Origin of the sequence: Kitasatospora sp. MBT63, from assembly GCF_000710465.2 — a bacterium.
In the GTDB taxonomy this organism is placed as follows: Bacteria; Actinomycetota; Actinomycetes; order Streptomycetales; family Streptomycetaceae; genus Kitasatospora.
This window is the reverse complement of record NZ_JAIZ01000288.1, coordinates 1-9767: the sequence shown is the minus strand read 5'-3', so window position 1 is coordinate 9767 and position 9767 is coordinate 1. Positions and strand designations below refer to the sequence as shown.

Below are 9767 nucleotides of genomic sequence, written 5' to 3'. Positions count from 1 at the left end.
CCGGGGCGGGCGCTGCCCGCGGAGGTGTCGGGCCGCTCGGCCGCCGCCGCGCCGGCGGGCGCGACGGCGGTCAGCAGGACGAGGGTCAGGCCGATCCGGGTGGCGGCTGCCGCCCGGCGGTGGGCTGGTGGGGTGCGCACAGGTCCGTCTCCCCCGGCAGGGGTGGACTGATCTGCGTGCCGGTCAGCCGCGGTCCGCGCCGTGCGGAGGTCGATCACCCTTCCGGAGGCACCAAATTACGATCATCGAGTTGGCGTCGGCGAGCACTCTCCCCCGTTGGGGGACGGCTTGCACTCCTGTGGGTGACGGACCGTCAGGCGTTCGGCCCATTCCGCGACCTGCGGGCGGAGTCCGCGGGCCGCGCTCAGTAACCGTGGCCGGTGGCACCGCCGTTGTCACGGCGATCCAGGGCGCGCTGCAGGGCGGCCGCGGCGTGCGGGTCCGGCTCGGCGCGGCGACGGCGGCGCGGGGCGTGGACGGAGTGGACGGCGGGGGCGCTGGGGACGGTGCGACGGTCTGCGACGGGGGGCATACCGGTCTCCTCGGTTCTGGGCGCGCCCGAAGGCGCAGTGGGGAGGGTGGGGTACGCCGGCAAGGGTCGCCTGCCGAACTGCGTACGGGCACACACGGGCCACCGTCCCTGGCTTGCAGGGGTGGCTCACCGTATGGCTCTTTCACCGTACGACTCGACGGCGCCGATGTCTGCACGATTAGTTGGATTTCCTAGTATCTGAGACGGGGTTCACCCGGCCGCCGATGCGACGGCATGCGAACGGCCCTTCCGCCCGAAGGCGGAAGGGCCGCTCGAAGGCCTGGCTGCCGGTCTCAGCCGAGGTTGACCGCACGGGCGAAGCGGGCGCCGATCGCACCGGCGATCTCGGCCAGCACCTCCTGGGAGACCTCGCTGTCCACGGTGATCGAGGCGAGCGCCTCCGCGCCGTCCCGGGCCACCTGCATGCCGGCGATGTTGATCCCGGCGTCGCCGAGGATCCGGCCAAGGGTGCCGACCACGCCGGGGCGGTCCTCGTACTTGAAGAACGCCATGTGGTCGGTGAGGGCCACGTCCACGTCGAAGGCGTCCACCCCGACGATCTTCTGCTGCTGCTTCGGGCCGGCCAGCGTGCCGGAGATGGCGACCTCGCCGCCGTCGGCCAGGGTGCCGCGCACCGTGATCACGTTGCGGTGCTCGGGGCTCTCGCTGGAGGTGGTCAGCCGGACCTCGACGCCGCGCTCCTGGGCGAACAGCGGGGCGTTGACGTAGGACACCGTCTCGGCCACCACGTCCTCGAACACGCCCTTGAGGGCGGAGAGTTCGAGCACCTTGACGTCGTGCTGGGTGATCTCGCCGCGGACCTCGACATCGAGCCGGACGGCGACCTCGCCGGCCAGCGCGGTGAAGATCCGGCCGAGCTTCTCGGCCAGCGGCAGACCCGGCTTGACGTCCTCGGCGATCACGCCGCCCTGGACGTTGACCGCGTCCGGCACCAGCTCGCCGGCCAGCGCCAGGCGGACCGAGCGGGCGACCGCGATACCGGCCTTCTCCTGCGCCTCGTCGGTGGAGGCGCCCAGGTGCGGGGTGGCGACCACGTTGTCGAAGGCGAACAGCGGGGAGTCGGTGCACGGCTCCTTGGCGTAGACGTCCAGGCCCGCGCCGGCCACCCGGCCGTCGCGCAGCGCGCTGGCGAGCGCGGCCTCGTCCACGATGCCGCCGCGGGCGGCGTTGACGATCCGCACCGAGGGCTTCACCTTGTGCAGCGCCTCGTCGCCGATCAGGCCGATCGTCTCGGGGGTCTTGGGGAGGTGCACGGTGATGAAGTCGGAGACCTCCAGCAGCTCCTCCAGGGAGAGCAGCTTGACGCCCATCTGGGCCGCGCGGGCGGCCTGGATGTAGGGGTCGTAGGCGACGATCTTCATCCCGAACGCGGACATCCGCTGGGCGACCAGCACGCCGATCCGGCCGAGGCCGACCACGCCGAGGACCTTCTCGCTCAGCTCGACGCCGGTGTACTTGTTGCGCTTCCACTCGCCCTGCTTGAGCGCGGCGTTGGCCGGCGCGATGTTGCGGGCGACCGAGATCAGCAGGCCGCAGGCGAGCTCGGCGGCGGTGACGATGTTGGAGGTCGGCGCGTTCACGACCATCACGCCGGCCTTGGTGGAGGCCGACACGTCCACGTTGTCCAGGCCCACCCCGGCCCGGGCGACGACCTTGAGCTTCTTGGCCGCGGCCAGCGCCTCGGCGTCCACCTTGGTGGCGCTGCGGATCAGGATCGCGTCCACGTCCGCGATGGCGGTCAGCAGCTCGGTGCGGTCCGCACCGTTGCAGTGGCGGATCTCGAAATCCGGACCCAGGGCGTCGACCGTGGCGGGGGACAGCTCTTCGGCGATCAGAACTACGGATTTGCTGCTCACGACAGTGTCCTTAACTGTCCGGTTCTCCCCGGCACGTAGGTGGCGTGGCGAACGGGGGGAAGGTGGCATGCCGCGTAGGTAGACGCACGACGCTGTGGGCCTGACGCGCACTCGGAAGTGTATCGACGGGCTGGGGCGGCGGCTGCTCCCGTCCGGCGAAATCACCCGGACGGGAGCAGCCTGGTTGTACAAGGCAGTTGGACCGCCCGAACGGGTTACGCCTCGGCGTCGACCCAGCTCATCAGCTTGCGGAGCTTCTTGCCGGTGGTCTCCAGCAGGTGCTCGGAGTCGGCGTTCTTGTACTCGTTGTACTTGGGCAGGCCCGCCTTGTACTCGGCGATCCAGGTGTTGGCGAAGGTGCCGTCCTGGATCTCGGCGAGGACCTTCTTCATCTCGGCCTTGGTGTCGGCGGTGATGATGCGCGGGCCGGTGACGTAGTCGCCCCACTCGGCGGTCTCGGAGACCGACCAGCGCATCTTCTCCAGACCCCCCTCGTACATCAGGTCGACGATCAGCTTGAGCTCGTGCAGGCACTCGAAGTAGGCGATCTCCGGCTGGTAGCCGGCCTCCACCAGGGTCTCGAAGCCGGCCTTGACCAGCGCGGCGGTGCCGCCGCACAGCACGGCCTGCTCGCCGAACAGGTCGGTCTCGGTCTCCTCGGTGAAGGTGGTCTTGATGACACCGGCCTTGGTGCCGCCGATGCCCTTGGCGTACGACAGGGCCAGATCAAACGCCTTGCCGGTGGAGTCCTGCTCGACCGCCACGATGCACGGGACGCCGCGGCCCTCCTCGTACTGGCGGCGGACCAGGTGGCCCGGGCCCTTGGGGGCGACCATGCAGACGTCGACGCTCTCCGGCGGGGTGATGAAGCCGAAGCGGATGTTCAGGCCGTGGCCGAAGAACAGGGCGTCGCCCGCCTTCAGGTTCGGCTCGATCGACTCGGTGTAGACATCGGCCTGGATCGGGTCCGGCACCAGGATCATGATGACGTCGGCCTCGGCCGCGGCGGTGGCGGGGTCGGTGACGCGCAGGCCCGCCTCCTCGGCCTTGGCGCGGGACTTCGAGCCCTCCAGGAGGCCGACCCGGACGTCCACGCCCGAGTCACGCAGCGACAGCGCGTGGGCGTGGCCCTGGCTGCCGTAGCCGATGACCGCGACCTTGCGGCCCTGGATGATGGACAGGTCGGCGTCGTCTTCGTAGAACAGCTCGGCCACGGGGGCACATCTCCTTGCGTGGTGGTGGTGCCGGTGCGTACCTACCGTACGTGGACCCGGCGGTGGGGTGGGGCGTTGCTTCAGGGGGTGAGACGGGAGGGGATCAGGCGCTGCGGTCCAGGGCCCGCAGCGAGCGGTCGGTGATCGACCGGGCGCCGCGTCCGATGGCCACCAGACCGGACTGGACCAGCTCCTTGATGCCGTACGGCTCCAGCATCTTGAGCATCGCCTCCAGCTTGTCGGAGCTGCCGGTGGCCTCGATGGTGACGGCGTCCGGCGAGACGTCGACCGTCTTGGCGCGGAACAGCTGGACGATCTCGACGATCTGCGAGCGGCTCTCCGCGTCGGCCCGGACCTTGACCAGGACCAGCTCGCGCTGGACCGCCTGGCTCTGGTCGAGTTCGACGATCTTTATCACGTTGACCAGCTTGTTCAGCTGCTTGGTGACCTGCTCCAGCGGCAGGTCCTCCACGTTGACCACGATGGTCATCCGGGAGATGTCCGGGTGCTCGGTCGGGCCGACCGCGAGCGAGTCGATGTTGAAGCCCCGACGGGAGAACAGCGAGGCGATGCGGGCGAGCACGCCGGGCTTGTTCTCGACCAGGACGGAGAGGGTGTGCTTGGACATGGCGGTCATGGTCTCTCTATCGGGTGGTCGGGGCCGTCAGTCGAGGTCGTCGCCGAAGTCCGGGCGCAGGTCCCGGGCGGCGAGGATCTCGTCGTTGCTGGTGCCGGCGGCGACCATCGGCCAGACCATGGCGTCCTGGTGGACGATGAAGTCGATGACCACCGGGCGGTCGTTGATCTCCATCGCCTGCTTGATCACCGCGTCCAGGTCCTCCGGGCGCTCGCAGCGCAGGCCGACGCAGCCCATCGCCTCGGAGAGCATCACGAAGTCCGGGATCCGGGTGCCCTGGGCCGGGGCGGCGATGCCGTCGTGCTCGGGGCCGGCGTGCAGCACGGTGTTGGAGTAGCGCTGGTTGTAGAACAGGGTCTGCCACTGGCGGACCATCCCGAGCGAGCCGTTGTTGATGACGGCCACCTTGATCGGGATGTTGTTCAGGGCGCAGGTGACCAGTTCCTGATTGGTCATCTGGAAGCATCCGTCACCGTCGATCGCCCAGACCTCGGTGTCCGGCTTGCCGGCCTTGGCGCCCATCGCGGCCGGCACCGCGTAGCCCATGGTGCCCGCGCCGCCGGAGTTCAGCCAGGTGGCCGGCTTCTCGTAGCTGATGAACTGCGAGGCCCACATCTGGTGCTGGCCGACGCCCGCCGCGTAGATGGCGTCCGAGCCGACCAGCTGGCCGATCCGCTCGATCACCTGCTGCGGCGACAGGCCGCCCTCGGGGGCGGGCTCGTAGCCGAGCGGGTAGGTGGCCTTCCACTGGTTGAGCTTGACCCACCAGTCCGCGTAGTCGCCCTTGTGCCCGGCGTCGAACTCGGCCTGCACGGCGACGATCAGATCGGCGATCACCTCGCGGGCGTCACCGACGATCGGCACGTCGGCCGGCCGGTTCTTGCCGATCTCGGCCGGGTCGATGTCGGCGTGCACGACCTTGGCGAACGGGGCGAAGCTGTCCAGCTTGCCGGTGACCCGGTCGTCGAACCGGGCGCCGAGGGTGAACAGCAGGTCCGACTTCTGCAGCGCGGTGACGGCCGGGACCGAGCCGTGCATGCCGGGCATGCCCAGGTGCTGGGGGTGGCTGTCGGGGAAGACGCCGAGCGCCATCAGGGTGGTGACCACCGGGGCGCCGGTCAGCTCGGCCAGGATCCGCAGCTCGGCGCTGGCGTTGGCCTTGAGCACGCCGCCGCCGACGTACAGCACCGGCTTCTTCGCGTTGACCAGCATCCGCGCCGCCTCGCGGATCTGCTTGGCGTGCGGCTTGGTGACCGGCCGGTAGCCGGGCAGCGAAGTCTCCACCGGCCAGCGGAAGACGGTGGTCGCCTGCAGCGCGTCCTTGGCGATGTCGACCAGGACCGGGCCGGGGCGGCCGGTACCGGCGATGTGGAAGGCCTCCGCGATCACCCGGGGGATCTCGGCCGGGTCGGTGACCAGGAAGTTGTGCTTGGTGATCGGCATCGTGATGCCGCAGATGTCCGCCTCCTGGAAGGCGTCGGTGCCGATCGCCTTGGAGGCGACCTGGCCGGTGATCGCCACGATCGGCACCGAGTCCATGTAGGCGTCGGCGATCGGGGTGACCAGGTTGGTGGCGCCGGGGCCCGAGGTCGCCATGCAGACGCCGACCCGGCCGGTGGCCTGCGCGTAGCCGGTGGCGGCGTGGCCGGCCCCCTGCTCGTGCCGGACCAGGATGTGGCGGACCTTGGTGGAGTCCATCAACGGGTCGTACGCCGGGAGGATCGCCCCGCCCGGGATGCCGAAGACCGTGTCCGCGCCCACGGCCTCGAGGGAGCGGATGAGCGACTGGGCGCCGGTCATGGTCTCGGTGGTCCGGGGACCCGGAGCGTGGGCTGCCGGGGTGTCCCCGCGGCGGGGGGATGCGGCGTGCTCAGTCATCTGCCTGTCTCTTCTCGGGTTCTGCCGGCCCCGGCAGTTGAGGGTCCTGCCGTCCGGGGGCCGATCTCCGGCTCTGCCCCAATCGTCCCGTTTTAGGACGCTCAGGGCCAGGGGTATCGCGGGGGTGGAACAGGTTCAGTGCAACAAAAAACCCCTCGTGCCCAGGGCATGCGAGGGGTGGCGCGTCGGTCTGTCACGAGGCAGGCACAACGGCCCGCTCAGCCGACGCGCCCGCCAAGTACGAGAATTCGGGTGCGCATGGCACCGACCTTCCTCCCGAGCCCCGGTGAGTGTCAAGCTGGTGGGACGGACGTCTCGCCATGCGGACCGCCGGACGGTCCCCCCACGGCATGGCGTTGTGGCAGGTCGAGGGGGGCGTGGTGGTGCCCGGAGCGGCCCGCCGCGGGCTCCGCGCAGCCACCCGGACGGGTCTGGTCCGCCAGGTGCGGGCGGCGCCCGGCCAGCGCGCCGACCGGACGCGGCAGCGGGTAGACCCGGCGCACCAGCGCGCGGGCCAGCCGGGGCTCGTCCAGCGGCTGGGCGAAGGCCAGCCCCTGGGCCCGTCGGCAGCCCAGCTCCTGCAGCACGGCGACCTGGCGGGGGTGGTCGACCCCCTCGGCCGCCGTCACCATACCGAGGTCGCGGCCCAGGCGCAGCGCGTTCCCGGCCAGCGCCCGGGTGAGCGCGGAGTCGGCGAGGTCCTGGACCAGGCTGCGGTCCAGCTTCAGCACGTCGAACGGCAACCGGGCGAGGGTGCCGAGCGAGCCGCCGCCGGCCCCGAAGCCGCCGACCGCGGTGCAGACGCCGAGCCGGCGCAGCGCGGCCAGCCGGCGGCCCAGCTCGTCCGCTCCGTGGTCGGCCCCGGTCTTGGCCAGCTCCAGCATCAGCTGGCCCGGGGGCAGCCCGCTGTCGCGCAGGGCGGAGGCCACCGCCTCGTACATGCCGGGGGCGCACAGCCGGTCCTCGGTCAGCCGGACCGAGACCGGTACGTCGGGGGTGGTGGGGTCGGCGCGGCGGCGGGCGGCCGCCCGGATCGCCTCCTGGAGCATCCAGCGGGCGAACCTGGTCGCGGCGTCGCCCTGCTCGGCGGTGCGCAGGAACTCCGCCGGGGTGAGCAGCAGGCCCTGCGCGGAGCGCCAGCGGGCCTGCGCCTCGACGCCGGCCACCTGGCCGCTGGCGAGGTCGACCACCGGCTGGTGCAGCAGGGTGAAGCCGCCCTCGCGGACCGCCACCCGCAGCCGCTCCGCCAGCTCGGTGCGGCGCTCCAGCTCGGCCCGCATCGCGGGGGTGTAGAGCACCACCCGGCCCTTGCCCTCGGACTTGGCCCGGTACATCGCCAGGTCGGCGTTGCGCATCAGCTCGTCGGTGGCGGCCCGCGGGTCGGCGCCGGGGGTGAGGTCGCGCGGGGCGAAGGCGATGCCGATGCTGGCCGCCACCCCCAGTTCGGCGCCGCCGATCCAGTACGGCTCGGAGAGCGCGGTGCGCAGCCGCTCGGCCAGCTCGTGCACCTGGACGGGAGCGAGCCGCCCGCACACCAGGGCGGCGAACTCGTCGCCGCCGAACCGGGCCACGGTGTCCCCGGAGCGGACCGCGCCCTGCAGCCGGCGGGCGGCCTGCACCAGCAGCTCGTCGCCGACCTGGTGGCCGGCGGTGTCGTTGACCGCCTTGAAGCCGTCGAGGTCGAGGAAGAGCACCGCGACGCCGGTGCCGTCGCCGCCGCGGGGGGCCGGGGCGCCCTCGGCCTGGCCGAGGCCGAGCGCGGCGCGCACCCGCTGGGCGAACAGCGCCCGGTTGGGCAGGTCGGTGAGCGGGTCGTGGAAGGCGTTGTGCTGGAGCTGGGCCTGCAGCCGGACCCGCTCGGAGACGTCCCGGCTGTTGAGGATCAGCCCGTCCCGGTGGCGGTTGACGGTGGACTCCACGTGCAGCCACTCGCCTTCGCCGGAGCGGATCCGGCACTCCACCCGGGCCGACGGCTCCGCGCCGCCCTCCCGGCGGTTCGGGAACCGGCCGCGGGCCAGGATCCGGCCCACCTCCCAGATCACCCGGTCGACGTCGTCGGGGTGGACCAGGTCGAGCAGGTTGCCGCCGACCAGTTCCTCGGGGTCGCGGCTGTAGACCCGCAGCGACGCCGGGCTGACGTAGGAGAGCACCCCGTCCGCCCCGGCGATCATGATGACGTCGCTGGAGCCCTGCACCAGCGAGCGGAAGTGCGACTCCTTCTGCGCCAGCTCCTGCGCCAGCGAGAGGTTGTCCAGCAGCATCACGCCCTGGCGCAGGATCAGCGCGATCCCGACCGTGCTGGCCGCGGCGAGCACCTCGCGGTCCACGAAGTGGCCGACCAGGGCGTTGTAGAGGATCCCGGCGGTGCAGACCGCGGCGGCCGCGTAGGGGGTGAGCGCGGAGAAGGTGCTGGCCACCCGGCGGCGCGGCGATCCGCCGGCCGAGGGGTGCTCCCGGCTGGCCAGGCCGCGCGGCTGCGACCAGGGCGCCCGGGCCAGCAGCACGCTGCCGGCGAACCAGCCCGCGTCCAGCAGTTCGCCGGAGCGGTACGAGCTGCGCAGGCCGGGTGCGGTGAACAGGGCGTCGCAGACCACGGTGAGGGCGAGCGCGACCATCGCGGTGTGCACGGCCGCCCGGTTGCCGTCGCGGCTGCGGAAGCGCAGTCCGACCACCAGGCTGACCAGCAGGATGTCCAGCACCGGGTAGCCGAGGCCGAGCGCCAGCTTGACCGGGTCGCCGCCGTCGCCGCTGGCCACCCGGCCGAGCGCCAGGCTCCAGCTGAGGGTGAACAGCGAGCCGCCGACCAGCCAGCCGTCCAGCAGCAGGCAGAGCCAGCCGGCCGCGGTGCGCGGGCGCTGGGCCAGCACCAGCAGGCCGGTGATGGCGAGCGGGGCGAAGAGCAGGAAGGCGAAGTCGGCCACCGAGTCGGCCGGGACCTCGGTGCGCAGCACCACCTCGTACCAGCCCCAGGTGCCGTTGCCGACCGCCACCATCGCGGAGGACAGCCCGAACAGCAGCCAGGCGGGCCGGGCCGGGCCGGCCACCGCGCAGCCGTGGGCGAGGCAGGAGAGGGAGGCCGCCAGGGCGGCGCCGGCCAGTCCGAAGTCGCCCATGAACAGGGCCACCGAGGGGGATCCCCAGCCGACCGCGGCACCCGCCGTGTACCCGAGGCACAGCAGCACCAGCAGGGCGCCGGGAAGGCCCGCGGTCCGGGTGCCGTCGGCGAGCGCCCGGCGCAGCCGGGCGGCGCGCGGGGTGGTCCGGGGGGCGGGCAGCACCGCATCGGTGGAGTTCAATCGACATCTCCCCCTCCGACACCGGGACCGTCTCGGCCCGGGCCTCGGCTGTGCGGCGCTCCGCGGTGCCGTACCGGTGTTCCCGATCGGGACCCTACACCACTTTCGTCACTCAACGACACGCACATTCAACTTAGAGTAATGGTGCGCCGGGGTGGCCTGGGGGCATTGGTCCGGGATCGCCCGATCGGCAGGGGCGTACGCCCCCGGCGCGCGAGCCCTCGGCGGCTGCGCGCCAGCGGTCGGCGGCCGCGCTCGCCGACGGTCGGCGGCCGCGCGGGTCAGCGCTCGGCGGGGACCTGGCCGGCGTCCGGGAACAGCCGCCAGCGGTGG

Annotated in this window: 6 protein-coding genes; all 6 read right to left on the bottom strand. The window is 72.2% G+C overall.

All coding sequences use genetic code 11. The features are described 5' to 3' along the window. Positions 1 to 364 precede the first annotated feature (364 nt). Entirely contained in the window at positions 365 to 532 is a 168-nt protein-coding gene (locus tag AA75_RS50935; RefSeq protein WP_199520345.1) for a hypothetical protein, read from the bottom strand. A gap of 293 nt (positions 533 to 825) precedes the next feature. Then, entirely contained in the window at positions 826 to 2409 is a 1584-nt protein-coding gene (serA, locus tag AA75_RS17915; protein WP_033821080.1) for a phosphoglycerate dehydrogenase, read from the bottom strand. A 215-nt stretch (positions 2410 to 2624) separates the two neighbouring features. Further along, complete coding sequence (gene ilvC, locus AA75_RS17910) at positions 2625 to 3623, bottom strand: ketol-acid reductoisomerase (RefSeq protein ID WP_033821079.1); 999 nt, start codon at positions 3621 to 3623, stop codon at positions 2625 to 2627. A 103-nt stretch (positions 3624 to 3726) separates the two neighbouring features. Then, positions 3727 to 4251, bottom strand: a complete 525-nt coding sequence (ilvN, locus tag AA75_RS17905) for an acetolactate synthase small subunit (protein WP_033821081.1) — start codon at positions 4249 to 4251, stop codon at positions 3727 to 3729. Between the two features lie 36 nt (positions 4252 to 4287). Further along, positions 4288 to 6138 carry an acetolactate synthase large subunit gene (locus AA75_RS17900; RefSeq protein ID WP_033821078.1) on the bottom strand — a complete coding sequence of 617 codons (1851 nt, stop codon included), beginning with the start codon at positions 6136 to 6138 and terminating at the stop codon, positions 4288 to 4290. Positions 6139 to 6431: 293 nt separating this feature from the next. Continuing rightward, positions 6432 to 9377, bottom strand: coding sequence for a bifunctional diguanylate cyclase/phosphodiesterase (locus tag AA75_RS17895; protein ID WP_233289069.1), 2946 nt, complete (start codon positions 9375 to 9377; stop codon positions 6432 to 6434). Between the last annotated feature and the right edge of the window lie 390 nt (positions 9378 to 9767).